At 73.4% G+C, this 22,473-nt stretch carries 21 protein-coding genes and 1 pseudogene; 8 read left to right on the forward strand and 14 right to left on the reverse strand.

Features of this window, described 5'->3' with window-relative positions:
- The 6 genes and pseudogenes from OO63_RS46435 to OO63_RS37420 form a co-directional block, all read right to left on the reverse strand.
- A pseudogene (locus tag OO63_RS46435) lies at positions 1 to 253 on the reverse strand (hypothetical protein); the annotation flags it as partial.
- A 56-nt stretch (positions 254 to 309) separates the two neighbouring features.
- On the reverse strand, positions 310 to 2,460 hold the full coding sequence (locus tag OO63_RS37395; protein WP_248782225.1) for a putative bifunctional diguanylate cyclase/phosphodiesterase: 2,151 nt from the start codon (positions 2,458 to 2,460) through the stop codon (positions 310 to 312).
- 1,502 nt (positions 2,461 to 3,962) lie between these two features.
- On the reverse strand, positions 3,963 to 6,146 hold the full coding sequence (ligA, locus tag OO63_RS37405) for an NAD-dependent DNA ligase LigA (protein WP_030358962.1): 2,184 nt from the start codon (positions 6,144 to 6,146) through the stop codon (positions 3,963 to 3,965).
- Positions 6,147 to 6,177: 31 nt separating this feature from the next.
- Positions 6,178 to 7,185, reverse strand: coding sequence for a methionine synthase (locus tag OO63_RS37410; protein ID WP_030358961.1), 1,008 nt, complete (start codon positions 7,183 to 7,185; stop codon positions 6,178 to 6,180).
- 29 nt (positions 7,186 to 7,214) lie between these two features.
- Positions 7,215 to 7,904: an SDR family oxidoreductase gene (locus tag OO63_RS37415; RefSeq protein WP_030358960.1), complete on the reverse strand. Its 690-nt coding sequence runs from the start codon at positions 7,902 to 7,904 to the stop codon at positions 7,215 to 7,217.
- A 25-nt stretch (positions 7,905 to 7,929) separates the two neighbouring features.
- Positions 7,930 to 8,469, reverse strand: a complete 540-nt coding sequence (locus tag OO63_RS37420) for an LOG family protein (protein WP_030358959.1) — start codon at positions 8,467 to 8,469, stop codon at positions 7,930 to 7,932.
- A 163-nt stretch (positions 8,470 to 8,632) separates the two neighbouring features.
- On the opposite strand from OO63_RS37420, the gene OO63_RS37425 reads away from it, so the two are divergent.
- Positions 8,633 to 8,965: a DUF427 domain-containing protein gene (locus OO63_RS37425; RefSeq protein WP_030358958.1), complete on the forward strand. Its 333-nt coding sequence runs from the start codon at positions 8,633 to 8,635 to the stop codon at positions 8,963 to 8,965.
- Here OO63_RS37425 and OO63_RS37430 read toward each other — a convergent pair.
- Complete coding sequence (locus OO63_RS37430; protein ID WP_033264833.1) at positions 8,962 to 9,975, reverse strand: GlxA family transcriptional regulator; 1,014 nt, start codon at positions 9,973 to 9,975, stop codon at positions 8,962 to 8,964. The genes OO63_RS37425 and OO63_RS37430 overlap by 4 nt on opposite strands.
- A gap of 94 nt (positions 9,976 to 10,069) precedes the next feature.
- On the opposite strand from OO63_RS37430, the gene OO63_RS37435 reads away from it, so the two are divergent.
- Positions 10,070 to 11,029 carry an NADP-dependent oxidoreductase gene (locus OO63_RS37435; RefSeq protein WP_030358956.1) on the forward strand — a complete coding sequence of 320 codons (960 nt, stop codon included), beginning with the start codon at positions 10,070 to 10,072 and terminating at the stop codon, positions 11,027 to 11,029.
- 207 nt (positions 11,030 to 11,236) lie between these two features.
- Here the strand turns inward: OO63_RS37435 and mnmA are convergent, their stop codons facing one another.
- Positions 11,237 to 12,379, reverse strand: coding sequence for a tRNA 2-thiouridine(34) synthase MnmA (gene mnmA, locus OO63_RS37440; RefSeq protein WP_030358955.1), 1,143 nt, complete (start codon positions 12,377 to 12,379; stop codon positions 11,237 to 11,239).
- A 61-nt stretch (positions 12,380 to 12,440) separates the two neighbouring features.
- Between mnmA and OO63_RS41800 the strand changes: the two genes are divergently transcribed.
- Positions 12,441 to 13,154 (forward strand): N-acetylmuramoyl-L-alanine amidase, encoded by a 714-nt coding sequence (locus OO63_RS41800; RefSeq protein ID WP_051811576.1) that lies wholly within the window; start codon positions 12,441 to 12,443, stop codon positions 13,152 to 13,154.
- Positions 13,155 to 13,326: 172 nt separating this feature from the next.
- Here the strand turns inward: OO63_RS41800 and OO63_RS37450 are convergent, their stop codons facing one another.
- The 3 genes from OO63_RS37450 to OO63_RS46195 form a co-directional block, all read right to left on the reverse strand.
- Positions 13,327 to 14,505, reverse strand: coding sequence for a cysteine desulfurase family protein (locus OO63_RS37450; protein WP_030358953.1), 1,179 nt, complete (start codon positions 14,503 to 14,505; stop codon positions 13,327 to 13,329).
- 64 nt (positions 14,506 to 14,569) lie between these two features.
- On the reverse strand, positions 14,570 to 14,788 hold the full coding sequence (locus OO63_RS47650; protein WP_051811580.1) for a hypothetical protein: 219 nt from the start codon (positions 14,786 to 14,788) through the stop codon (positions 14,570 to 14,572).
- A gap of 185 nt (positions 14,789 to 14,973) precedes the next feature.
- Positions 14,974 to 15,126: a hypothetical protein gene (locus OO63_RS46195; RefSeq protein WP_030358951.1), complete on the reverse strand. Its 153-nt coding sequence runs from the start codon at positions 15,124 to 15,126 to the stop codon at positions 14,974 to 14,976.
- 132 nt (positions 15,127 to 15,258) lie between these two features.
- Between OO63_RS46195 and OO63_RS37465 the strand changes: the two genes are divergently transcribed.
- Both OO63_RS37465 and OO63_RS37470 read left to right on the forward strand, forming a co-directional pair.
- Positions 15,259 to 15,960, forward strand: coding sequence for a TetR family transcriptional regulator (locus tag OO63_RS37465; RefSeq protein ID WP_234311197.1), 702 nt, complete (start codon positions 15,259 to 15,261; stop codon positions 15,958 to 15,960).
- Positions 15,961 to 15,982: 22 nt separating this feature from the next.
- Positions 15,983 to 16,867: an alpha/beta fold hydrolase gene (locus OO63_RS37470; RefSeq protein ID WP_030358949.1), complete on the forward strand. Its 885-nt coding sequence runs from the start codon at positions 15,983 to 15,985 to the stop codon at positions 16,865 to 16,867.
- Here the strand turns inward: OO63_RS37470 and OO63_RS37475 are convergent.
- Entirely contained in the window at positions 16,839 to 17,849 is a 1,011-nt protein-coding gene (locus tag OO63_RS37475; protein ID WP_030358948.1) for a helix-turn-helix transcriptional regulator, read from the reverse strand. The genes OO63_RS37470 and OO63_RS37475 overlap by 29 nt on opposite strands.
- 128 nt (positions 17,850 to 17,977) lie before the next feature.
- Here OO63_RS37475 and OO63_RS37480 point away from each other — a divergent pair, with 128 nt between their 5' ends.
- The 3 genes from OO63_RS37480 to OO63_RS37490 all read left to right on the forward strand — a co-directional run bounded on the left by OO63_RS37480 (position 17,978) and on the right by OO63_RS37490 (position 20,652).
- On the forward strand, positions 17,978 to 18,883 hold the full coding sequence (locus OO63_RS37480) for a LysR family transcriptional regulator (protein ID WP_030358947.1): 906 nt from the start codon (positions 17,978 to 17,980) through the stop codon (positions 18,881 to 18,883).
- Positions 18,884 to 19,003: 120 nt separating this feature from the next.
- Positions 19,004 to 19,585, forward strand: coding sequence for a cysteine dioxygenase family protein (locus OO63_RS37485; RefSeq protein ID WP_030358946.1), 582 nt, complete (start codon positions 19,004 to 19,006; stop codon positions 19,583 to 19,585).
- The gene (locus OO63_RS37490) at positions 19,585 to 20,652 is read left to right on the forward strand and encodes a YeiH family protein (protein ID WP_030358945.1); all 1,068 of its coding nucleotides are present in this window, start codon (positions 19,585 to 19,587) and stop codon (positions 20,650 to 20,652) included. Before OO63_RS37485 ends, OO63_RS37490 begins: the two co-directional genes overlap by 1 nt.
- 21 nt (positions 20,653 to 20,673) lie before the next feature.
- On the opposite strand, the gene OO63_RS37495 is transcribed toward OO63_RS37490, so the two are convergent.
- Together OO63_RS37495 and OO63_RS37500 are read right to left on the reverse strand one after the other, a co-directional pair.
- The gene (locus OO63_RS37495; protein ID WP_030358944.1) at positions 20,674 to 21,543 is read right to left on the reverse strand and encodes a thioesterase family protein; all 870 of its coding nucleotides are present in this window, start codon (positions 21,541 to 21,543) and stop codon (positions 20,674 to 20,676) included.
- Positions 21,544 to 21,568: 25 nt separating this feature from the next.
- Positions 21,569 to 22,246, reverse strand: coding sequence for a trimeric intracellular cation channel family protein (locus OO63_RS37500; RefSeq protein WP_030358943.1), 678 nt, complete (start codon positions 22,244 to 22,246; stop codon positions 21,569 to 21,571).
- Positions 22,247 to 22,473: the final 227 nt, after the last annotated feature.

Raw genomic sequence — 22,473 nt, forward strand, 5'->3', positions numbered from 1 at the left:
GGGTGGGGGGATTCGGGGCGGCGGGGGTGCGGCTGGGGGGCGGGGTGCGCGGAATGCGCAGGGTGCGCGGGCTGTGCGGGGTGCGCGGGCTGTGCGGGGTGCGCGGGGTGCGCCGGAGGTCGCGGGGCCGGAGGGCGCGGGGGCGTCGGTGCCGGGGCCCGGGAGCGAGGGTGAGGTCGGCGTGGGTGCCGAGGTCGGGGCAGGGGGCCAGGGCCTGTCCGACGGGTCGACGTGAGTTCGACGCGCTGAACACGGGCGTGACTCCGGGGCACCGAGCGCGAGTGGGGCCCCGGGGGCGGGGTGGCTACGTCACTTGGCCGCGCGGGTCGGGGACGGGTCGGGGGTCTCCGGGGCGGGGGTGGCCGGGGGGTCCACCGCGCGGTGCCAGCCGCGTTCGCCGCGGGTGCGCAGCCACGCCGTCGTCTCGTTCGGCGGCATCGCGGCGGCGACCAGCCAGCCCTGGACGGCGTCGCAGCCCAGGTCGCGCAGGCGCTCCCAGGTCTCGTCGTCCTCGACGCCCTCGGCGACGACGAGCAGGCCGAGGGAGTGCGCGAGGTCGACCGTGCAGCGCACGATCTCGGCGTCCTCGTTGTCGACGGCGAGCCGGGCCACGAACGACCGGTCGATCTTCAGCTCGCTGACGGGCAGGCGGCGCAGGTGCACCAGGGACGAGTAGCCCGTGCCGAAGTCGTCGAGGGACATCTTCACGCCGTGGCCGGTGAGCCCGGCGAGGGTGTCGGCGGCGCGCTGCGGGTCCTCCAGGAGGACGTGCTCCGTTATCTCCAGCTGGAGCGCCCCCGCGGGCACCCCGTGCCGGGCCAGCCGCGCGGCGACGGCGCCCGCGAAGCCGGGGGTGTGCACATCGCGCGGCGACACGTTCACCGCGACCGGGACCTTCAGGCCCTGCGCCCGCCAGCGCGCCACCTGGGCGAGGGCGGACTCAAGGACGTACTCCGTGAGGTGCGGCATGAGCCCGGACGACTCGGCGATGGCGATGAACTCGTCCGGCGGCACCTTGCCCCGCTCCGGGTGCACCCACCGCACCAGCGCCTCCAGGCCCGCGACCTGCCCGTCGAAGCGGACCTTCGGCTGGTAGTGCAGCTCCACGTCGCCCGCGTCCAGGGCGCGGCGCAGGTCGCCGAGGAGGCCGAGCCGGTCGGGCGTGTTGGAGTCGCGCTTGGACTCGTACACCTCGACGCCCGTGCGGTCCCGCTTGGCCTGGTACATCGCCACGTCCGCGCGCCGCAGCAGCCCTTCGGCGTCGAGCGCGTGGTCGGGGAAGACGGCGAGCCCGGCGCTGGCCTCCAGGACGAGGGTGAGGCCGTCCAGGTCCAGGGGCGAGCCGAGGGCGGCGACCAGGGAGCGGGCGACGCGTGTGGCCGACGTCGTGGAGTCGGCGACGGGGAGCAGCACCGCGAACTCGTCGCCGCCGAGCCGGGCCGCCTCCGCACCGCGCGGCAGCGCGAGCCGCAGCCGGTCGGCGATCTGCAGCAGGAGGCGGTCACCGGCGAGATGGCCGAGGGTGTCGTTGACCGAGCGGAAGCGGTCCATGTCGATCAGCATCAGGGCGGAGCGCGCGCCGATGCGCTCCGCGTCGTCGAGGGCCGTCCAGGTCCGCTCCAGGAGCCACTGCCGGTTGGGCAGTCCGGTGAGCGGGTCCCGCAGCTGCTCCTCGGCTCTGGCGCGCGCGATCCACAGCGTCGAGTCCAGGGCGACGAGCGGGATGGTGAACAGGGGCAGGAGCAGCGGCAGGGACATCGCGACGACGCAGATCAGCGGCGCGATGCCGAGCAGGGCCACGCCGAGCAGGCCCTGTCGGACCAGCGCGGTGCGGGTGACCGTGGGCAGGGCGCCGGTGCGCGGGGCGTGCACGTACCAGAGCAGGACGCGGGTGACGGCGAGGTACGCGACGGCGACGAGGGCGACCTCGGGCGCCGTGTAGAGGTCCCAGCTCTCCGGGTTCCAGGGGGAGTCGGCCGCGGGCGCCGTGCCGAACGCCGCGAGGGTGAGGGCGCCCGCGCCGATGCCGAGGATGTCGACGGCGCCGTGCAGCACGCCTTGTCGCCAGCGGTGGCGGCGGGCGACGCCGACGAGGACGACGACGGTGAGGCTGACCATGCCCGCGGGCATCCAGCCGTACAGCAGCAGTACGGCGACGGTCAGCGCGCCGCCGGAGCCCGTGCCGCCCCACCAGCGGTCGCGGCCGAGCGCGACGAGGTGGCCGACGATGAGGCCGGTCAGGACGGCGAGTGACCAGCCGACCGTGCCGGACGGGAAGAGCGGGTGGCCGCCGGTGAACGCGTGGAAGAAGCCGGTGCCGAGGACGACGGCGGCCGCCGCGACGACGGCCGCGGGCAGCAGCTGCCAGCTCCCGCGCCCCTCGTCCTCGCCCCCGTCCACACCGGACCCGTCGAGCGCGCCCTGGCCCCGCACGTCCGTCCCGCGCCCGCCGCGCCACAGCCCGCGCCGCGCACCGCCGCCCGAGGAGTCCGCCCCGCCGCGCAGGGTCCCCCGAGCGGTCGAGGCGTCCCTGCCGACGGCACCACCGCCGCCCCCACCACTCCCGGGACCGCCGGTCCCGACCCCGCCAGTCCCGACCCCGCCGGTCCCGGCACCACCCGCACCCACACCGCCGACGCCACCCGTGCCGACACCAGCGGCACCACCGACACCACCGGCACCAGCCGCGCCACCGGCACCGCCGCCGGCCCCACTGCCACCGCCGACCCCGGCCACCGCGCTCCGGACGCTCCCGGCGTCCCCGCCCGCGCCGCCGCCGATGCCGCCCGCGGCACCCTCGGAGCCACCCGCGACGCCCCGCGCACCCGCGGGACCGGCTCCCGCACCGTCACCGAACCCGGCGCCGGCCGTCGCGAGCACGGCCGGACTCCCGCCACCGGAAGCCGCCAGCGCGCCGGAAGCCGACACGGGACCCGAGGCCACGATCGCACCGGAAGCCACGACAGGGCTCGACGCCGCCACCGCACCGGAACCCGCGACCGCGCCCGAAGGCGCCACCGCACCCGAGCCGACGGCCGCACCCGAACCCACGACCGCACCCGAAGCGCTCATCACCCCCGGACCGACGGCCGTACCGGAAGGCGCCACCGCACCCGAGCCCACAGCCACACCCGAAGCACTCACCGCACCGCGCACGTTCGCCGCGCCCACCGCCGCGTTCTCGGCGAATCCAGTACTCGACGGGGCGTCAACTTCCGTCGCCCGCACGGCCGGTGACGCGGCGGGCGGCGTGCCGTCCGCCGCGGTGTCCGTCTCGTCCCTGCCGGGCCAGGGCGCACCGTGGCCACCCGCACCCCGCCGTTCACCTTCGGCACTCGCCGTCACGCCAGCCTCCGCCGGGACCGCAGTTCCGTGACCGCCGGTTCCCCGCACAGGCGCCCGTCGTCCGCCCGGCTCCGGTCCCTCACCAACTGGCTTACCCCGTATGCCCGTTACTTCCTCCTGCGGAGCCGCATCGGGGCCGGAAACGGCCGCCCGGCCGAGGATCGCGTCCGCGTCCGCGCCGCCCGAGGTCCAGGCGCGCTCGCGGGGACGGAAGCCGGGCGTCCCGTCGACCCGCGCGGCCGCGGCGTCATTCGGGTCACGCACCGTGTCGCGCGCACGCCCGCGCCGGGCGCCGAGCACGCGCCGCAGGCGCGACCGCAGCCATGAGTCCGGGGCGACGCTCTCGGTCGGTTCCATTCCCGTCCCTCTCACAGCCGGCGGTGCCCACGCCACGCGGAGCCACGCGGACTTGAAGATCCCTGGACAGCCGCGTCCGAAAACCCTGCCCCGGCTCTCGACGAGCAGGGGAGACCCCATCCGCAGCGGGGCACGGCAGGCGCACACCTCAACAGTAGGCCGCAGAAGGCTTCCACGGGCAGCGGTCGTCTACGGTTGCCCGAATGCGACCCGGCCACCCGTATGCATCTGATATGCGCTGAACGGGTGGCCTTCAACCGCTATTCTTCGGCCGGAAGTGCGACTTCCCGAGCGGCGTCCGCGCCTTGTTCGAGCAGGACGGCGAAGCCGTCCTCATTGAGAACCGGAACCTTCAGTTGCATGGCCTTGTCGTACTTCGAGCCGGGGTTGTCCCCCACCACGACGAATCCCGTCTTCTTTGAAACGGAACCGGTGACTTTCGCTCCGCGGCTCTGCAGCGCCTCTTTCGCGCCATCCCGGGTGTGGGTCGCCAGGGTGCCCGTGACGACGACGGTGAGTCCTTCCAGGGGACGCGGCCCCTCGTCCTCGCCGCCGCCCTCTTCCTCCATCCGGACGCCGACGGCGCGCCATTTGCGGATGATCTCCTGGTGCCAGTCCTCGGCGAACCACTCCTTGAGGGACTTCGCGACGATCTCACCGACGCCGTCGGTGTTGGTCAGCTCCTCCTCCGTGGCCTGCTCGATGCGGTCGATGGAGCGGAACTCACGGGCCAGCGCCTCGGCCGCGACCGGGCCCACGTGCCGGATGGAGAGGCCGGTGAGGACGCGGGCGAGCGGGCGCTCCTTGGCCGCGGCGATGTTCTCCAGCATGGCGAGGGTGTTCTTCTTCGGCTCGCCCTTCTGGTTGGCGAAGAAGAACACCACCTTTTCCTCGCCGGTCTTGGGGTCGCGCTTGGGCAGGCCCGTGTTCTGGTCGAGGACGTAGGACTTGATCGGGAGGAGTTCCTCGACCTTCAGGTCGAAGATGTCGCCCTCGTTGACGATGGGCGGTGTGGGGGGCTCCAGCGGGGCCGTGAGCGCGGCCGCGGCGACGTAGCCGAAGTTCTCGATGTCCAGGCATTTGCGGCCCGCGAGATAGAACAGGCGCTCGCGCAACTGGGCGGGGCACGCCCGTCCGTTCGGGCAGCGGAGGTCGATGTCGCCCTCCTTCATGGGCCGCAGCGCCGTGCCGCATTCGGGGCACTCGGCGGGCATCACGAACTCGCGCTCGCCGCCGTCGCGCAGGTCGACGACGGGGCCGAGGATCTCCGGGATGACGTCGCCCGCCTTGCGGAGCACCACCGTGTCGCCGATGAGGACGCCCTTGGCCTTCACCACCTCCTGGTTGTGCAGGGTGGCGAACTCGACCTCGGAGCCGGCGACGGTGACGGGCTCCACCACGGCGTACGGCGTGACGCGGCCGGTGCGGCCGACGCCGACTCTGATGTCGACGAGCTTGGTGTTGACCTCCTCGGGCGCGTACTTCCACGCGATGGCCCAGCGGGGGGCGCGGGAGGTGGAGCCGAGGCGGCCCTGGAGCGGGATCTCGTCGAGCTTGACGACGACGCCGTCGATCTCGTGCTCCACGGAGTGGCGGTTCTCGCCGAAGTACGTGATGAACTCACGGACGCCGTCCAGGCCGTCGACCACCTTGTTGTGCTTCGCGGTGGGCAGGCCCCACTCGCGCAGCAGGTCGTACGCGTGCGACAGGCAGTCGATGTCGAAGCCCTCGCGGGCGCCGATGCCGTGCACCACCATGTGCAGCGGGCGGGTCGCCGTGACCCGGGGGTCCTTCTGGCGCAGCGAACCCGCCGCCGCGTTGCGCGGGTTGGCGAAGGGCTTGTCGCCGGCCGCCACCAGGCGGGCGTTCAGCTCCTCGAACTTCTCCATCGGGAAGAAGACCTCGCCGCGGATCTCGACGAGGGCCGGGACGCGGTCGCCCTGGAGGCGCTCGGGGATGTCCGCGATGGTGCGGACGTTGGGCGTGATGTCCTCGCCCGTGCGGCCGTCGCCGCGGGTGGCGGCGCGGGTGAGACGGCCGTTCTCGTACGTCAGGTTGACCGCGAGGCCGTCGATCTTCAGCTCGCACAAGAAGTGGTGCTCGCCGGTGCCCACCTCCTTGGCGACACGTTCGGCCCAGGCGGCCAGCTCCTCGTCGTCGAAGGCGTTGTCGAGGGACAGCATCCGCTCGTGGTGCTCGACGGAGGCGAAGTCGGTCTCGTAGGACCCGGCGACCTTCTGGGTCGGGGAGTCCGGCGTGCGCAGCTCCGAGTACCGCTCCTCCAGGGCCTCCAGCGCGCGCAGGAGCTTGTCGAACTCGGCGTCGCTGACGACCGGCTGGTCCTTCACGTAGTACCGGAAGCGGTGCTCCTCGATCTGTTCGGCGAGCTGGGCGTGCTCGTCGCGTGCCTCGGCCGGCACCGTGCCTTCCTGTTCGACAGCCACCGTCTCGTCCTCCCGTTGCCTTCAGACCCAGTTACTCAGGGTTGTCGGCGAGTGATCTCGCCGCCCGTGTGCAGTGCGCGAGCGCCGCACGGGCATATGCGGGCGAAGCGCCCGCGAGTCCGCACGACGGCGTGACCGTGACCGACTCCGCGAGTGACCCCGGATTCAGCCCCAGCCTGCGCCACAGCTTCCTGACACCCATGACGCTACCGGCAGGGTCTGACAATGGGCCGTCCGTGCCCGGTACGACACCGGCGAACAGCTTCGTCCCGGCCTCGACGGCCTCGCCGATCACCTCGTCATCACGCTCGGTGAGCAGCTCGAAGTCGAACGAGACGGCGTCGGCGCCCGCTCTGCGCAACAGCGCGAACGGTACGTCGGGCGCGCAGGAGTGGACGAGCGCCGGACCGTCGTGGACGGCGAGGACGTCGCGCAGCGCGCTCTCGACGAGCTGCCGGTCCACCGCGCGATGGGTGCGGTACTGGCTGGCGGTCTTGATCTGCCCGCGCAGCACGGCGGTGAGCGAGGGCTCGTCGAGCTGCAGGACGAGGTGCGCGCCCGGCACCCGCCGCTTGACGTCGGCGAGGTGGCCGCGCAGCCCCTCCGTGAGGGATCCGGCCAGGTCCCGGCAGGCGCCGGGGTCGGAGAGCGCGGCCTCGCCGTTGCGCAGCTCCAGGGCGGCCGCGAGCGTCCAGGGGCCGACGGCCTGGACCTTCAGCGGGCCTTCGTAGCCCTGCGTGAACTCCTCCAGGGCGTCCAGGTCCTCGCCGAGCCAGGACGCCGCGCGGCGCGTGTCGCGCCCCGGCCGGTCGCCGAGGCGCCAGCCACTGGGCTCCACGCGCGCGTACAGCTCGACGAGCATCCCGGCCGTGCGGCCGATCATGTCGGCACCGGGTCCGCGCGCGGGCAGCTCGGCCAGGTACGGCATGCCCTGGTCGGCGCCGACGGAGCCCTCGAAGGTGCCGGTGACGGTCTTCGCGGTCTCGCGCGCGTCGCCGCCGGGCATGGATCCGACGCCGGTGGCGCCGCCCCACCGCATCGTGCTCGCCGCCGCGCTCACTGCCTCGCTCACCGTCCGGGCCGCACCGTCAGGTCGTTGACCTCGGCGTCGCGCGGCAGGTCGAGGGCCATCACGATCGTCGTGGCGACCGACTCGGGGTCGATCCACTGTCCGGCGTCGTACTCCTTGCCCTCCTGCTGGTGCACCTTGGCCTGCATGGGGCTCGCCGTGCGGCCAGGGTAGACGGAGGTGACGCGCACGCCGTTGCCGTGCTCCTCGTTGCGCAGGGAGTCCGCGAGGGCCTTCAGGCCGTGCTTGGAGGCCGCGTACGCCGACCATTCGGCGCTCGCGCGCAGGCCCGCGCCGGAGTTCACGAAGATCACGTGGCCCTGGGTGACGCGGAGTTGGGGCAGGAAGTGCCGGGTCAGCTCGGCGGGCGCGATCAGGTTGACGTTCAGCTGGTGGCGCCAGGACTTCGGGGTGAGGTCGCCGACGGGGCCGAGGTCGACGACGCCCGCGATGTGCAGGAGCGAGTCCACGCGGTCCGGCAGGCTCTGGTGCGAGAAGGCCCAGGAGAGCTTGTCGGGGTCGGCGAGATCGCCGACGAGGGTGCTCGCGCCCGGGAACTCGGCGGCGAGCTCCTTGGCGCGGCCCGCGTCGCGCGCGTGCAGCACGAGGGTGTCCCCGCGCTCGTGGAGGCGGCGGGCGACGGCCGCGCCGATGCCGGAGCCCGCCCCGGTGATCACATGAGTTGCCATGGGCCCATGGTCCCATTGCGGCCGGTCAGCGCGTGCCCATGGCCTCCTCCAGGTACGCGAGGGCGCCCACCGGCTCCTCCGCGAAGAAGACCAGATCGGTCAGCGGCACCGGCAGGAAGCCCTCGGTCTCCATGCGGCGGAACTGCTCCTTCAACCCGTCGTAGAACCCGCCCGAGTTGAGCAGCACCACCGGCTTGGTGGTCCTGCCGTGCTTCTTCAGCTCCAGGATCTCGGTGGCCTCGTCCAGGGTGCCGGTGCCGCCGACCATGATCACGACGGCGTCGGCCTTCTCCAGGAGCAGCGCCTTGCGCTCGGCGAGGTCCTTGGCAATCACCATGTCGTCGACGCCGGTCCTGGCCTTGGCGGCGAGGAAGTCGACCGAGACGCCCATGAGGCGGCCCCCGGCCTCCTGCACGGCGTCCGCCACGACCTTCATCAGGCCCACGTCCGAACCTCCCCACACCAGCGTGTGGCCGCCCTTGCCGAGCAGCTCGGCGAACTCGCGGGCGGGGCGGGTGTAGGTCTCGGGCAGGTCGGCGGCGGAGAGGAAGACGCAGATGTTCATGGCGTCCACGGTACGTTCCGGCCCCGGCGCCCCGGCAGTACCCCGGAACCGGGAAGAACGCCCCCCGTGGGCGTGCTGAAGCGGAGAGGAGGCTCCTGACGCCTCCTGACGCCTCCTGACGACTCCAGACAACTCCTGACGACTCCTACGGAAGGGCACCACCGTGACCCAGGGACACCGCATCACCGTCGAGCAGGGCAGCCGCCATGTGCGCGTGACGCAGGGCGGACAGGTCGTCGCCGAGAGCGAGCGGCCGCTCCTGCTGCGCGAGACGGGCTTCCCGGTGCGCTACTACCTGCCTCCGGAGGACGTGCGCACCGACCTCCTGAAGCCGTCCGACACGCACACGTACTGCCCCTTCAAGGGAACGGCGTCCTACTGGTCGCTGCCGGACGCCCCGGACGCCGTGTGGGCGTACCCGGACCCGAAGCCCGAAGTGGCCGAGATCAAGGACCACTTCTGCTTCTACGAGGTGGAGGAGGTGCCTGCCGCTTAGGCGACCGGCACCGCGGGCCCCGCCGCGCGCTCGGGCGTCGTCGCCGTGAACGTCCTGCGGTAGGCGGCCGGAGAAACGCCGAGCACGGACCGCATGTGCTGGCGCAGGGAGTTGCCGGTGCCGAAGCCCGCGCGGTGGGCCACCAGGTCGATGGGCAGGTCGCTGGCCTCCAGGAGGTGGCGGGCCAGCTCCAGGCGCTGGGCGGTGAGCCAGCGGCCGGGTGTGGTGCCCACCTCGTCGCGGAAGCGGCGCGTGAACGTGCGCAGGCTCATGCGCGCGTGGTCGGCGAGGTCGCCCAGCGTCAGCGGCTCCTGGAGCCGCTGCAGCGCCCACGCGCGCGTGTCGGCCGTCGTGGCGAGGGTCGCCTCGGGGACGGGCCGTTCGATGTACTGCGCCTGCCCGCCGTCGCGCCAGGGCGGCACGACGCAGGTGCGCGCGACGTGGTTGGCGACGGCGCTGCCGTGGTCGCGGCGCACCAGGTGCAGGCACAGGTCGACCCCGGCGGCCACACCGGCCGAGGTGAGGATGTCGCCGTCGTCCACGAAGAGCACGTCCTCGTCCACGCGCACGCGCGGGTAGGTGCGCTGGAAGTGCGGGGCGACGTGCCAGTGGGTCGTCGCGGGGCGCCCGTCGAGGAGTCCCGCGGCGGCGAGGACGTACGAGGCGCTGCAGAACGACACCAGGCGCGCGCCGGTCCTGATCCGGCCGAGCGCGGCGGCGACCGGCTCCGGGAGCGTGTCGCCGGTCAGGCCCTTGTCGAGCTCGCTCGTCGGGGGGATCACGACCGTGTCGGCGCTCTCCAGGGCCTCGGGTCCGTGCTCGACGGCTACGGAGAAGCCCGCTTCCGTCCGCACCGGGCGGCCGTCCACCGTGCACACCACGATGTCGTACAGCGGGCGTCCCGCCTCGTCCGCCGCCGTGCCGAAGACGCGCGAAGGAATGCCCAGCTCAAAGGGGTACACGCCCTCCAGGGCGAGAACGACGACACGGTGGGTGCTGCGGGAGGCCATGGCCAGATTCTGTCACATGATGGCCAAACTGCCAGCACCACGAGCGGGCCTAGGGACGCACGCTGGTGGTCGCTCAGCAGAAAGGACCAGATCAATGAGCTCCCGTACGACCGCCACCATGCGTGCCGTCAGCCCGCGCGCGTGGGGTGCCCCCGATGTCCTCGTCCCCGTCGAGGTGGACCGCCCCGAGCCCGGGATCACCGAGATCCTGGTGAAGGTGCACGCGGCCGGGGTGAATCCGGTGGACTGGAAGACGCGGGCCGCGGGCGAGTTCGGGACGTGGGGCGACACCCCGATCCTCGGCTACGACGTGTCCGGCACGGTCGAGGCCGTCGGCCCCGGGGTGACGCTGTTCGCGCCCGGTGACGAGGTGTTCGGCATGCCGCGCTTCCCGGAGCAGGCGGGCGGCTACGCCGAGTACGTCGTCGCCCCGGCCCGGCGCTTCGCCCGCAAGCCCGCGAACATCGACCACGTGGAGGCCGCGGCGCTGCCCCTGGCTGCGCTCACCGCCTGGCAGGGCCTGATCGAGACCGCGGAGCTGCGCGCGGGCCAGCGCGTCCTGATCCACGCGGCGGCCGGGGGCGTCGGCCACCTCGCCGTGCAGATCGCCAAGGCGCAGGGCGCGTACGTCATCGGGACGGCGCGCGCCGACAAGCACGACTTCCTGCGCTCCCTCGGCGCGGACGAGCTGATCGACTACACGACCACGGACTTCGCCGAGGCCGTGCGTGACGTGGACGTGGTCCTGGACGGCGTCGGCGGCCCGTACGGCGACCGCTCCCTGCCCGTCCTGCGGCGCGGCGGCCACCTGGTGACGCTGCCCGACCCGGGCGGCCTTCCCGACGCCGAGCGGGCGCGCCAGGCGGGCGTCCACACGGGCTGGACCATCGTCGAGCCGGACCGGCACGGCATGCTGGAGATCGCCCGCCTGGTCACGGAGGGGCGCCTGCGCGCCGAGGTCGCCGAGACGTTCCCCCTGGAGCGAGCAGCCGAGGCACACGCCATGGGCGAACTCTCCCGCACCCAGGGCAAGCTGGTCCTCACGGTGGCGTGACGCACAGGGGGCTGCGCCCCTCTCCCCCGCATCGCCGCTCCGCGGCTCGTCCTCAAACGCCGGACGGGCTTTTCCCCCTCGGCTGCCGTCCGGCGGAGGTATCAGCCTGTCCGGCGCTTGAGGACGAGGCGCGGAGCGCCGATCGGGGGGCAAGGGGCGCAGCCCCCTAAAGGGCTAGCCGCCTACGCGGGCTGACGATCCCGGGCCTCAGGCCAGCGCAGCGACCCGCTCGGTGGCGGCGATCGTCGCCGAGCCCACCACCCGCGAGCCGTCGTACAGAACGATCGCCTGGCCGGGGGCCACACCGCGCACCGGCTCGGTGAAGCTCACGTGCAGGCGGTCGTCGACCAGCTCCGCGGTGACCTCGGTCTCGCCGCCGTGGGCGCGTAGCTGCGCGGTGTAGGTGCCCGCTCCGGAGGGAACGGCACCGCACCAGCGCGGCTTGACGGCCGTCAGGGCGGTCACGTCGAGGGCGGCGGCGGGACCGACCGTCACGCGGTTGTCGACCGGGGAGATGTCCAGGACGTAGCGCGGCTTGCCGTCGGGCGCGGGCGTGCCGATGCGCAGGCCCTTGCGCTGCCCGATCGTGAAGCCGAAGGCACCTTCGTGGCTGCCGACGACCGCGCCGGACTCGTCCACGATGTCGCCCTCCGCCTTGCCGAGGCGCGAGGCCAGGAAGCCCTGGGTGTCGCCGTCCGCGATGAAGCAGATGTCGTGGCTGTCGGGCTTCTTGGCGACGGCGAGGCCCCGGCGCTCGGCCTCCGCGCGGATCTCGTCCTTCGTGGTGACGGTGTCGCCGAGCGGGAACATCGCGTGCGCGAGCTGCCGGTCGTCGAGCACCCCGAGGACGTAGCTCTGGTCCTTGGCCATGTCCGAGGCGCGGTGCAGCTCGCGCACCCCGTCCGCGCCCGTGATCACCTGGGCGTAGTGGCCGGTGCAGACCGCGTCGAAGCCGAGGGCGAGGGCCTTGTCCAGGAGCGCCGCGAACTTGATCTTCTCGTTGCAGCGCAGGCACGGGTTCGGGGTGCGCCCGGCCTCGTACTCGGCGATGAAGTCCTCGACCACGTCCTCGCGGAAGCGCTCGGCGAGGTCCCACACGTAGAACGGGATGCCGATGACGTCCGCCGCGCGGCGGGCGTCGCGCGAGTCCTCGATGGTGCAGCAGCCGCGCGCGCCCGTGCGGAACGACTGCGGGTTCGCCGACAGCGCCAGATGCACGCCGGTCACGTCGTGCCCGGCTTCGGCGGCACGGGCGGCTGCGACGGCGGAGTCCACCCCGCCGGACATGGCGGCGAGGACACGGAGCGGGCGGCTGGTGCGCGGCGGTGCCGACGGGATCTGCGAAGTCATAGCCCTAACAGGGTACGGGTCCACGGGAACCCGGCGCCCCTGAGTATGCGTTGAGGATCACATGGGGGACGAGAAGACGGAGAGCACCGAGGACGGCGGGCAGGCCGCGCCGGCGCCCGAGCGCGCGGTCAGCAGGCGTGCGCTGCTGCTCGGCGGCGCGGCCGTCGTGGGCGTGGGCACCCTCCTGGTCGCCCGCGACAAGCTGGGGTGGCGGCTTCCCGGAGGGGCGAAGGAGCGCAAGGAGGGCGCGGTCGACGCCCGGGGCGCCCAGTGGATAGCGGCGTCCTCCGCGAACTGGCGGCGCGCCGACCGCCCCGACGACTACGAGATCGACCGCATCGTCGTCCACGTCGTGCAGGGCAGCTATCGCACCGCCCTGAAGGTCTTCAAGGACCCCGGCCACGGCGCCGCCGCGCACTACGTGGTCCGCAAGGACGGTCACATCGCCCAGATGATCCGCGAGCTCGACGTGGCGTTCCACGCGGGCAGCAGACGGATGAACGAACGCAGTGTGGGCATCGAGCACGAGGGTTTCGTGGACCGGAAGGAGTCGTTCACGGACGCGATGTACGAGTCGTCGGCGCGGCTCGCGGCGGGGATCTGCCGGCGGTACGACTTCCCGGTGGACCGGGAGCACATCATCGGGCACGTGGAGGTGGAGGGGACGGACCACACGGATCCGGGGCCGCACTGGGACTGGGACCGGTATCTGCGGCTGGTGCGGCGGGAGCGGGATCGGCCCGCTCGGCCTGCGCGGACCGTGACGCCCGCCTAGCGGGTCCGGTGGAGGTGTGGCCCGGCTGGGAGCTCCCCAAGCCCGCCCCTTCCCGATCCCGGGGCTCCGCCCCGGACCCCGCTCCTCAAACTCCCCCAAGCTCTTAAGGAGCAGGGGGACCCCCATGAGGGGCTGGATTGCCCCGCCGGAGAGGCTGAGGTCGACTCAGCCGTCAGCTGAGGCCCGCCGTCCTTGCCCGCTCCACCGCCGGGCCGATCGCCGCCGCCACCGCCTCCACGTCCTCCTTCGTCGACGTGTGGCCGAGGGAGAAGCGGAGGGTGCCGCGGGCGAGGTCCGGGTCGGTGCCGGTGGCGAGGAGGACGTGGCTGGGCTGGGCGACGCCCGCGGTGCAGGCCGAGCCGGTGGAGCACTCGATGCCCTGGGCGTCCAGGAGCAGCAGGAGGGAGTCGCCCTCGCAGCCGGGGAAGGTGAAGTGGGCGTTGGCGGGGAGGCGCCCCGCGGGGTCCGGGTCGCCGCCGAGGATGGCGTCGGGGACGGCGGCGCGGACGGCCGCGACCAGCTCGTCGCGGAGCGCGCCGATCTCCCGGGCGAACCACTCACGGCGCTCGGCGGCGAGCCGCCCGGCCACGGCGAACGCGGCGACGGCGGGCACGTCCAGGGTGCCGGAGCGCACGTGCCGCTCCTGGCCGCCGCCGTGAAGGACGGGCACGGGGCTGTGGGCGCGGCCGAGCAGCAGCGCGCCGATGCCGTAGGGGCCGCCGACCTTGTGCCCGGAGACGGTCATCGCGGCGAGCCCGGAGGCGCCGAAGTCGACGGGCACCTGCCCGAAGGCCTGCACGGCGTCGGCGTGCAGCGGCACGTCGAACTCGGCGCAGACGTCGGCCAGTTCGCGTACCGGCTGGAGGGTGCCGATCTCGTTGTTGGCCCACATGACGGTGGCGAGGGCGACGTCCTCGGGGTTGCGGGCGATGGCCTCGCGGAGCGCGTCGGGGTGCACGCGGCCGTGCGCGTCGACGGGGAGGTACTCGACGGTGGCGCCCTCGTGCTCGCCGAGCCAGTCGACGGCGTCGAGGACGGCGTGGTGCTCGACGGGGCTCGCGAGGACCCGGGTGCGGGCCTGCCCGCCGTCCGCGCCGGAGCGCCGCGCCCAGTACAGGCCCTTCACTGCGAGGTTGTCCGCCTCGGTGCCGCCCGAGGTGAGGACGACCTCGCTGGGGCGCGCGCCGAGCGACTCGGCCAGCGCCTCGCGGGCCTCCTCGACGGTGCGGCGGGCCCGGCGGCCCGCCGCGTGCAGCGAGGAGGCGTTGCCGGTGACGGCGAGCTGGGCGGTCATCGCCGAGATCGCTTCCGGGAGCATCGGGGTGGTCGCGGCGTGGTCGAGGTAGGCCATGGTGGGCACGATTCTACGAGCCGCGGCCGAGGGCCCCGACCCCGCGGTGGCGCGTCTGCGCCGGTCAGCCCGCGAAGCTCCAGGACACCGAGTTGTTCAGGGACATCAGGGTGACGAGGACGACGAGATCGGCCACGCCGAGCCCGAGTCCGAGCAGCGCGCGACCGCGCCGTGCGGTGCCGCGCCACAGCGCGAGGGACGCGAGGACGATGGCGACGGGACCGAGCACGATGTTCAGGACGAGCAGGCCGAGCAGTCCGAGGACGAAGGAGGCCACGGCCATGCCGTCGGTGTCGCGACGGCCGACGGGCCGGGTCTCAGGAAGGCCCTCGGGACGGCTGCCAGGAAGGCCCTCGGGACGGCTGCCAGGACGGTTCTCGGAGCGGCTGTCGGTCGGCGCCTGTGCGGTGAGCTCCATGATGCGACTCCTTGGGAGTGGGCGGATGCCGTACGGAGGCGGGGTGCGGGTCAGCGATGCCGCGCCCGGCGCTCGCGCAGCGCGAACACCACCAGCCAGACGCCGATGACGGCCGCCATGACGAGGGAGACGGACAGCGGGGCGTGCGCCACGGTGCCCATGGCGACGCCGAGGAGCAGGAGTGCGGCGACGAGGAACAGCATGAGAAGAACCCCTCCTGTGCGGACAGCTGCCGAACCTTCGGTGAACGGTTGTGGTTACAACTGTTCACTGACTAGAGAGTCTACTCTCCCCACGGCTTTCAAAACTCGGAGAACAGTTGTTAACTGCATGGCATGAGTCACACCCTCGACGGCCCGGCCCCGGGCGCCCGCCAGGCGCAGAAGCAGAAGACCCGGCAGGCCCTGCTCGACGCGGCGCTGCACCTCCTCGCGGAGCAGAGCCTGTCCAGCCTCGGCCTGCGCGAGGTGACCCGCGCCGTCGGCGTGGCCCCGACCGCCTTCTACCGGCACTTCCGCGACACGGCCGACCTGGGCGTGGCCCTGGTCGAGGAGGCCCTGGGCAGCCTGCACACCACCCTGGTCGCCACCCTCGCGGCGACCGGTGACGGCGAGGAGCGCATCACGGCCGCCGTGGACCTGATCGTCGCGTACGTCCGGACGTACCCCGCCCACGCCCGCTTCATCGCGCGCGAGCAGCACGGCGGCGTGAAGGCGGTGCGCGAGGCCATCGGCGGCCAACTCGCGCTGTTCGCCGAGGAGGTGGCGGCGCAGTTCGCCAAGGAGCCGGAGGCGGCGGGCTGGAGCGAGGCGGACCTCCTCATGCTCGCCCGGATGTACGTGGACCACATGGTGATGACCGCGTCCGCGCTCCTGGGGACCGACGACGAGGAGCCCGTGGCCGACCGGGCCCGCAGACAGCTGCGCCTGCTCACCCTGGGGCGCAGGCACTGGCTGGACGAGACAGTGGACGAGACAGTGGACAAGGCGGCGGGCGAGACGGCGGACAAGTCTGGCCGGTACTCGACGGAACCGTAAGGGGCAACTAGCCTCCTTGGTCATGACAACCACGCATCCCGACTGGTCCCTCGACACGAGCTGGTCCCTCGACCAGACCTTCGCCTCCTCCTCGGGCGCCGTCCGCTGGGCCGCCCTCGGCCCGGCCGACGCGGCCCCCGTGGTCCTGGTCCACGGCACCCCGTTCTCGTCGTACGTCTGGCGGGGCGTCGCCAGGGCGCTCGCGCGCGACCACCGGGTGTACGTCTGGGACCTGCCCGGGTACGGGGCGTCCGAGATGCGCGCCGGGCAGGACGTCTCGCTCGCCGCGCAGGCCCGCGTGTTCACCGAACTGCTCGCCCACTGGGGCCTGGACGGGCAGGAGCCCCCTGCCGTCCTCGCCCACGACTTCGGCGGCTGTGTGGCCCTGCGGGCGCATCTGCTGCACGGCGCGCGCTACGCCCGGCTCGCCGTGGTCGACCCGGTGGCGCTCGCGCCGTGGGGCTCGCCCACGTACCGGCTGCTCGGCGCGCACGCGGACGTGTTCGCCCAGCTTCCGCCCGCGCTGCACGAGGCACTGGTGCGGGAGTACGTCGGCTCGGCGAGCCACCGCGGGCTGCACCCGGCCGTGCTCGACCGGCTCGTCGCGCCCTGGTGCACGGAGGCGGGCAGGCCCGCCTTCTACCGCCAGATCGAGCAGAACGACCAGCGGTTCACGGACGAGATCCAGGGCAGGTACGGCGAGTTGGCGCTGCCCGTCCTGGTCTGCTGGGGCACCGAGGACACCTGGATCCCGGTGGCGCGCGGCCACGAACTCGCCGGTCTGATCCCCGGCGCCGAGCTGCGTCTGATCGAGGGCGCGGGACATCTCGTACAGGAGGACGCACCGGCGGAACTCACGGGGGAGCTCGCGCGTTTCCTCAATGCGGGCCCTCGTACAGTGCGCTGACAGCCGCGGCGGCCCGCGCCAGCTCATCGCGGATCTCCGGCGGCGCAAGGACCTCGACGGCGTCGGAGAAGGCGAGCAGGGCGCGCGCCGCGCGCACCTCCTCGACGACGAGGCGCACGGTCACCCACTCCCCCGTGCCCTCGGCGTCACCCCCCGTCCCGGCTCCCCCGGCACCCGCCTCCTCCAACACCTCCGTGACCACACCCCCGTGCAGCCGCAGAAAGCGCCCGTAGCGGTCGCGACGCACCCGCGCGGTGACCTCGATGCCGCCGGTCCGCCGCTCCACCCACTGCTTCAACCCCTCCCACACGTCCACGAGTTCGACACCGGGACGGCGCCGCACCGCCTCCTCCGTCAGGCTCGCCGAGCGCACCCGGTCCGCGCGGAAGAGCTTCGGCTCGCCGTCCCGGTCGGCCACGAGGTACCAGACGCCCGCCTTGGACACGAGGCCGTAAGGGTCCAGGGTGTAGTCCCGCACGCCCTCGGACCCGCTGTGCACATAGCTCACGCGCACCCGCCGGTCGGCGAAGACCGCGTCCTGGAGCGTGCCCAGATGGTCCAGGGGCAGGCCGGAGCCGGGGCCGCGCGTCCAGCGTGAGGCGTCGACGAGGATCCGGCGGCTGGTCAGCTCGGCGGCGGGCCGGTGCGGTGCGGGCAGCGCCGCCATCACCTTGCGCAGCGCCGAGCCGATGGCCGCGTCCAGGCCGAGCGCGGCGTGGGCGCCCTGCGCGGCGAGGACGAACAGGGCGCGCGACTCGTCGGCGGTCAGGCCCGTGACGTCGGTGCGGTAGCCGGGCAGCAGGGTGATGCCGCCGTGCCGCCCGCGCTCGGCGTAGACCGGCACGCCCGCCGCGGACAGCGCGTCGACGTCGCGGTAGATGGTGCGGACGGACACCTCAAGGCGCTCGGCGAGTTCGGGCGCGGGCACCGTGCCGCGGGTCTGGAGCAGCAGCAGGATCGAGAGCAGCCGGTCGGACTTCACGCGGTCAAGGATCGCGCACGCCCCCGGCGCCGGACGGCCGGGCGCCCCGGAGCGGGCGGCGCACGGCGGATCCAGAAGCGACGGAAAAGGCCCGTCAACTGTTCCCAAATTTTGCTTATGATTCGACTGTGTTCGACTCCCGGCACATCAGGTCCTTCCACGAAGTGGTCCGCACCGGTTCGTACTCCGCCGCGGCCCGCTCGCTCGGCTATACGCAACCGGCGATCACCCAGCAGATGAAGGCGCTCGAACGGTCCGTGGGCACGGTCCTGTTCACCCGCGTCGGCCGCCGGATGCGGCTGACGGAGGCGGGCGAGGCGCTGTCCCGGCACGCCGGGGTGATCCTCGGCAACATCGACGCCGCCCAGCAGCAGATGAACGCGATCACGCGGCTGCGCACCGGCCGGGTCAGACTCTGCGCGTTCCCGAGCGCCACGGCCACGCTGATACCGGAGGCGCTGGCCCGTCTGGCCCGCAACCACCGCGGCATCCGCGTCGAACTCCAGGAGTACGAGCCGCCGGAGTCCCTGCAGCGCCTGGTGCACGGCGACGCCGACGTCACCCTCGCCTTCACCTATCCCGGCCTGCACGAAGAGGTGCCGGACGAGGTCGTCGAAGTACCGCTGATGGAGGACCAGTTGACGGTCCTGATGCCGACCAGGCACCCGATGGCGCGGCGCCGCTCGGTGCGGCTCGCGGATCTGTCGGAGGAGCGCTGGATCGCGGGCTGTCTGCGCTGCCGGGCCAACTTCCTGCACGAGTGCGCCGAGCAGGGCTTCGCCCCGGACATCGCCTTCACCACCGACGACAACCTCGTCATCCAGAGCCTCGTCTCCGAGGGCCTCGGCATCGCGATGATGCCGGGCCTCGTCCTGAACTTCCTGTGCCACCGCTCGGTCACGGGACGCCCGCTCGACCCGGCGTCCCGGCGGCAGGTGTCCGCGTACGTGCTGCGGGAGCACCTGCGCATTCCGGCCACGTCCCTCGTGCTCGACGAGCTGAAAGCGGTCGCGGCGAACCGCGTCGGCTGCTGAGAGCGGCGCGACCGACCGCTCCCCCGCGGCAGTTGAACGGCCCACCCATAAGCATTTTTTGAGGGAGAGCCAAGAGACTGTCGTTGGACGTGATGGATGCGGCGGCCCGACGCTGCCGGTATGACCACCCCCACCGCGCACACCCGCACCGCGCCCGCCCGCCCCTGTACGACGCCCCGCCTGGACGCGCTCGTCGCCGAGATACGCGAGGCCGTCGGCCGCGGCCTGCCCCCGGACCTGACCGCGTACCTGGTGGGCGAGCGCCTCGCACCGCACCTGGGCACCGCCGACCTGCTCACCGCCGAGCAGTGCGAGGGCGACCCGGACCGCTACCGCCAGCACCTCCTGCACGCCGAGAGCGACGGCAGCTTCTCCGTCGTCGGCCTGGTGTGGCTGCCCGGCCAGCGCACGTCCGTGCACGACCACGTGTCGTGGTGCGTGACCGGCGTGCACGAGGGCGAGGAGCACGAGCGGCGCTACCGGCTCGTGCCTGCCGAGGACGGCGTTCCCGCGCACCTCGTCGCCACGGAGGACGTGGTGAACCCGCAGGGCGCGGTGTGTGGTTTCGCGCCCCCCGGAGACATCCACCGGGTGTGGAACGCGGGCGCCGGACGCGCGATCTCCCTGCACGTCTACGGCGCCGACATCGGTCGGCTCGGCAGCAGCGTGCGACGGGTGTACGACCTCCCGGCCGACCGCTGATGGCCCTGCTCGGACAGCGCCCGCCGAGAACGGCGTCGGCGCCGCGTCCGGCCGCCGCGCGCCCCACCGGACCCTGGCCCGGCCTCGTCCTGGCCGCTGCGGGCGTCGCGGTCGCCTGGCTGACGCACCGGCTCGTGCCGGACGTGCCGATGCTGACGGTCGCCATCGTCCTCGGCCTCGCGGCCGCGCAGGTGCCGGGGTCCCGGGTGTGGGTGCGCGGCTGGGCCAAGCCCGGCCTCACCTTCGCCGCGAAGCGCCTGATGCGGGTCGGCGTGGTGCTGCTCGGCCTGAAGCTCAGCCTGCGCGATGTGCTCGGGGTGGGCTGGGCGACCGTCGCGATGGTGCTCGTGGTGGTCGCGGCGACGTTCTTCGGCACCTGGTGGCTCGGCCGGAAGCTGGGCCTGCCCGGCGACCAGCCGCTCCTCATCGCCACCGGGTACTCGATCTGCGGGGCGTCGGCGATCGGCGCGGTCAGCGACGTCTCCCGCAGCGAGGAGCGCGACACGGCCGCCTCGGTGGCGGTGGTGACGCTCTGCGGGACGCTCGCGATCGCCGTGCTCCCGCTGCTCCAGGGACCGCTCGGGCTCACGGACGCGGAGTTCGGCCGCTGGGTCGGGGCGAGCGTGCACGACGTGGGCCAGGTCGTCGCCACCGCGCAGACCGCCGGGGGCTCCGCGCTCGGCGAGGGCGTGCTGGTCAAGCTGATGCGGGTGGCGCTGCTCGCGCCGCTGGTCGCGGGCGTGGCGATCGCGGTACGGGCCCGGCGCGCGGCCGCCGCGGACGGGGCGGCGGGCCCCGGTGAGCGGCGCCCGCCGCTGGTGCCGCTGTTCGTCGCGGGGTTCGTGGCGATGGTCGGCCTGCGCAGCACCGGGTGGCTCCCGGGTTCGGCGCTCGACGCGGCCGGGGTCGCCCAGGAACTGCTCCTCGCCGCCGCCCTGTTCGGCCTCGGCAGCGCCGTGGACCTGCGCACGCTGGTACGCACCGGGGGCCGGGTGGGTCTCGTGGGGCTGTGCGCGTGGGTGGTGGTCGGCGGGGTGTCGTACGCGGGGGTGTGTCTGACCGGGTGAGGGGCAGGGTTGGGGGTCCGGTCAGCGCAGGCGGGCGCGGGCCAGCTGGCGGGACTGGGCCACCAGGCGGTCGGCGGAGTCCCAGACCTCGGCGTCCTCCTCCAGGAAGCCGCCGGCGAGGTTGCGGGTGGTGATGGCGACGCGCAGGGGTCCCGGCGCGGGCTTGGCCCGCACGTGGACGGTGAGCTCGACGGTGGGCACCCAGCCGGAGAGGCCCATCTCGAACGCCGTCGGCGGCAGCGCGTCCACGGCGAGAAGCAGCGACAGCGGGTCCGCGTCGCGCCCGTCGGCGAGCCCGAACCAGGCCCGCATCTCGCCCTTGCCGGACGGCTGGCCGAGCGCCCAGCCGAGGGTGGACGGGTCCAGCTTCAGCCACAGGCGGTCGGCGATCGCGGACGACCCCGGGACCGCGCGCTGCTCGGGCGGGGCGTCGTCGGCGCCGAAGCACTGGTCGACCGGGGGCAGCTCCGGAGGCTTGGCGGTCGTGCGCACGTCGTCGGGCAGGGCGTCCAGGTCCCCGTACGAGGCGAGCACGCGCAGCCGCTCGACCTCGGTGCCGTCGGCCTCGAACTGCACCAGGGAGGCCTGCCCGGTGGACAGGCCGCGCCCGGTGCGCACGGTCTCGGTGCGGATCACCGCGGGGCCCGGGTCGGACGCCGTCAGATAGTGCGCGGAGATCGTGAACGGGTCGGAGTGCGGCAGCGCGTGCGCGAGGGCGCGGCCGACGACGGCGAGGAGGTAGCCGCCGTTGACGGCGCTGACGATGGTCCAGCCCGCGGAGAGGTCGATGTCGTAGACGCCGGGCTCCCGCTGGGTGACCGCGGTGTCGCGGTCGAACTCGCTGTCCCCGACCGTGGCGCGCGCCATGGGCGCCGCTGCTGTGTCAGCCATACCGGCAACGTACAACAGAAAACTACTAAGCGGTAGCTTTATGTTCTGGCTCCTCGGTCGCCGAGGAGCGGCGGTTCCAGGCGCGCGGTGCCCGCCAGTGGTAGTGCATCGCGAGCAGCCGCAGGACGAACGCCGTGACGATGGCCAGCGCCGTCGTGAAGCCGTTCAGCATCTCGAAGCGGATGGACAGGGCGACGATGGTGGCGCCCACGATGGCGGGGACCGCGTACAGGTCGCGGTCCCAGCGCACCAGGGACGGCACCTCGTTGGCGATGATGTCCCGCAGCACACCGCCGCCCACCGCCGTCGCCAGGCCCAGGGTCGCCGACGCGGTCAGGCCTAGCCCGTAGTCGTACGCCTTCGTGGTGCCCGTCACGCAGAACAGGCCGAGGCCCGCCGCGTCGAAGACGTTCACCGCGAACTGGGTGCGCTCGACCTGCGGGTGCAGGAAGAACACCAGGAGCGCGGCGAGCAGCGGGGTGAGGAAGTAGCCGAGGTCGGTGAAGGCGGCCGGGGGGACCGCGCCGATCACCAGGTCGCGGAAGAGGCCGCCGCCCAGGGCCGTGACCTCGGCGAGCACGGCTATGCCGAAGACGTCGAAGTTCTTGCGCACGGCGAGGAGGGCGCCGGAGATCGCGAAGACGAAGATGCCGACGATGTCCAGTGCGTGCTGGACCCCCGGGCTGAACAATTCCTGAAGCACGCCGCATTGTCCCTCGCCGGGAGGGTGCCCCCGGAATCGCCGGCTCCGCCGAGCTCGTCCTCAGACGCCGGACGGGCTCCTCCCCACCCGCCCGCCCTCCTGGGGCTCCGCCCCAGACCCCGCTCCTCAAACGCCGGAGGGGCTGAAATTACCCGCCGGTGCAGCTGTACTCAGCCCGCCCCGGCAAGGTTTTAGCCCGTCCGGCGATTGAGGACGAGGCGCGGAGC

The organism is Streptomyces alboflavus, assembly GCF_000716675.1.
GTDB lineage: Bacteria > Actinomycetota > Actinomycetes > Streptomycetales > Streptomycetaceae > Streptomyces > Streptomyces alboflavus.

What these genes read in the sequence shown, in the direction of transcription:
- OO63_RS37430 (WP_033264833.1), bottom strand. Translation starts at nt 9,975, where the DNA reads ATGGCCTCCCGCAGCACCCACCGTGTCGTCGTTCTCGCCCTGGAGGGC.
- OO63_RS37435 (WP_030358956.1), top strand. Translation starts at nt 10,070, where the DNA reads ATGAGCTCCCGTACGACCGCCACCATGCGTGCCGTCAGCCCGCGCGCG.
- OO63_RS37470 (WP_030358949.1), top strand. Translation starts at nt 15,983, where the DNA reads ATGACAACCACGCATCCCGACTGGTCCCTCGACACGAGCTGGTCCCTC.
- OO63_RS46195 (WP_030358951.1), bottom strand. Translation starts at nt 15,126, where the DNA reads ATGCTGTTCCTCGTCGCCGCACTCCTGCTCCTCGGCGTCGCCATGGGC.
- OO63_RS41800 (WP_051811576.1), top strand. Translation starts at nt 12,441, where the DNA reads ATGGGGGACGAGAAGACGGAGAGCACCGAGGACGGCGGGCAGGCCGCG.
- OO63_RS37485 (WP_030358946.1), top strand. Translation starts at nt 19,004, where the DNA reads ATGACCACCCCCACCGCGCACACCCGCACCGCGCCCGCCCGCCCCTGT.
- OO63_RS37420 (WP_030358959.1), bottom strand. Translation starts at nt 8,469, where the DNA reads ATGAACATCTGCGTCTTCCTCTCCGCCGCCGACCTGCCCGAGACCTAC.
- OO63_RS47650 (WP_051811580.1), bottom strand. Translation starts at nt 14,788, where the DNA reads ATGGCCGTGGCCTCCTTCGTCCTCGGACTGCTCGGCCTGCTCGTCCTG.
- mnmA (WP_030358955.1), bottom strand. Translation starts at nt 12,379, where the DNA reads ATGACTTCGCAGATCCCGTCGGCACCGCCGCGCACCAGCCGCCCGCTC.
- OO63_RS37415 (WP_030358960.1), bottom strand. Translation starts at nt 7,904, where the DNA reads ATGGCAACTCATGTGATCACCGGGGCGGGCTCCGGCATCGGCGCGGCC.
- OO63_RS37410 (WP_030358961.1), bottom strand. Translation starts at nt 7,185, where the DNA reads ATGCGGTGGGGCGGCGCCACCGGCGTCGGATCCATGCCCGGCGGCGAC.
- OO63_RS37490 (WP_030358945.1), top strand. Translation starts at nt 19,585, where the DNA reads ATGGCCCTGCTCGGACAGCGCCCGCCGAGAACGGCGTCGGCGCCGCGT.
- OO63_RS37495 (WP_030358944.1), bottom strand. Translation starts at nt 21,543, where the DNA reads ATGGCTGACACAGCAGCGGCGCCCATGGCGCGCGCCACGGTCGGGGAC.
- OO63_RS37450 (WP_030358953.1), bottom strand. Translation starts at nt 14,505, where the DNA reads ATGGCCTACCTCGACCACGCCGCGACCACCCCGATGCTCCCGGAAGCG.
- OO63_RS37465 (WP_234311197.1), top strand. Translation starts at nt 15,259, where the DNA reads ATGAGTCACACCCTCGACGGCCCGGCCCCGGGCGCCCGCCAGGCGCAG.